1 protein-coding gene is annotated in these 982 nt (G+C 63.0%); it reads right to left on the bottom strand.

What is annotated here, in order from left to right:
- Nucleotides 1-982: hypothetical protein (locus HLH36_RS19480; RefSeq protein ID WP_182987927.1), on the bottom strand; the 982-nt coding region annotated here is incomplete at both ends.

Below are 982 nucleotides of genomic sequence, written 5' to 3'. Positions count from 1 at the left end.
TTTCTCTCGCTCGGTCGGCGTCATGCGCAGCATCTGGAACGCGCGCGGGTCGAAGCCCTGGCTGAACTGCTGTTCCCATGACTGGTATTGCGCAGCCGGCAGGCCAGAGGCACGCCACGCTTGCCCCTTGGCGTTGATGGCATCCTCGTTGCCCATCAACTGATGGATCATCAGTTGGTTGGTTTCCTTCTGGAGGCTGCTATTCGGGTTCGCGTGCTCGGCGGCTGATAGGCGAGCGTCAGAACTGCCGAGCGCTTGCGATTGGGCATTCGCGAGTTGCTGGGCCCACTTGTTGAAGGATTGAGCTGAATCCACGTCGCTGGTATCGATCGGCATCCCCCAATTGGCAGCGAATGCCTTCAAGGCGCGCCATTTTTCATGGCCGGGGCCGCTAGTGAATCCATCCAGATCTGTCGCCAGATTCCCAAGCATCCCGAGCCGGTCATTCCGGCTGGCAGCGGCCGACATAAGGGCATTCGCACCTTTGGCGCCAACCTCGGCAGTCGCGCGCTGTGCTTCAAGCTGGCCAGCGGGCGGCCCTGCGGAGAAGCCGGCCGACTGCGCGTCAGTTCCTGCGCCCGAGAAATCGTTCTGGCTGCCCGGATAGCGGCCACTCCCCATCACATCGAGCGGGACAGTGGGCTTATTGGTAGTATCCACATACCCACCTTGCCCGTTCGCCTGGGCCACCTGCGCGCGCGTGCCGATCTTCGGCTTGCCATCTGCGTCGTTATACGGCTGTGGCGCGGTGGCTTCTCCCGGCGTCAGCGTCTTCGAGATCGGCGCACCCTGATTGACGCCGCCCTGGCCGCTGGCCGGAGAGCCGACGTTCTGCCACTGGAGATGGCCACCCACATCGACAAGCTGCAGTGAGCCGAACGCATCTGCGGACTGCCCGGCGCCCGGCATCAGGCTATCCATCAAGCCACGGACAGAGGTGCGGATACCCTTGCTGTCCGCCGGAAGCGACGAATAGACCTTT

Origin of the sequence: Gluconacetobacter aggeris (assembly GCF_014174395.1) — a bacterium.
Taxonomy (GTDB): domain Bacteria; phylum Pseudomonadota; class Alphaproteobacteria; order Acetobacterales; family Acetobacteraceae; genus Gluconacetobacter; species Gluconacetobacter aggeris.
This window is presented reverse-complemented; position numbering and strand designations above follow the sequence as displayed.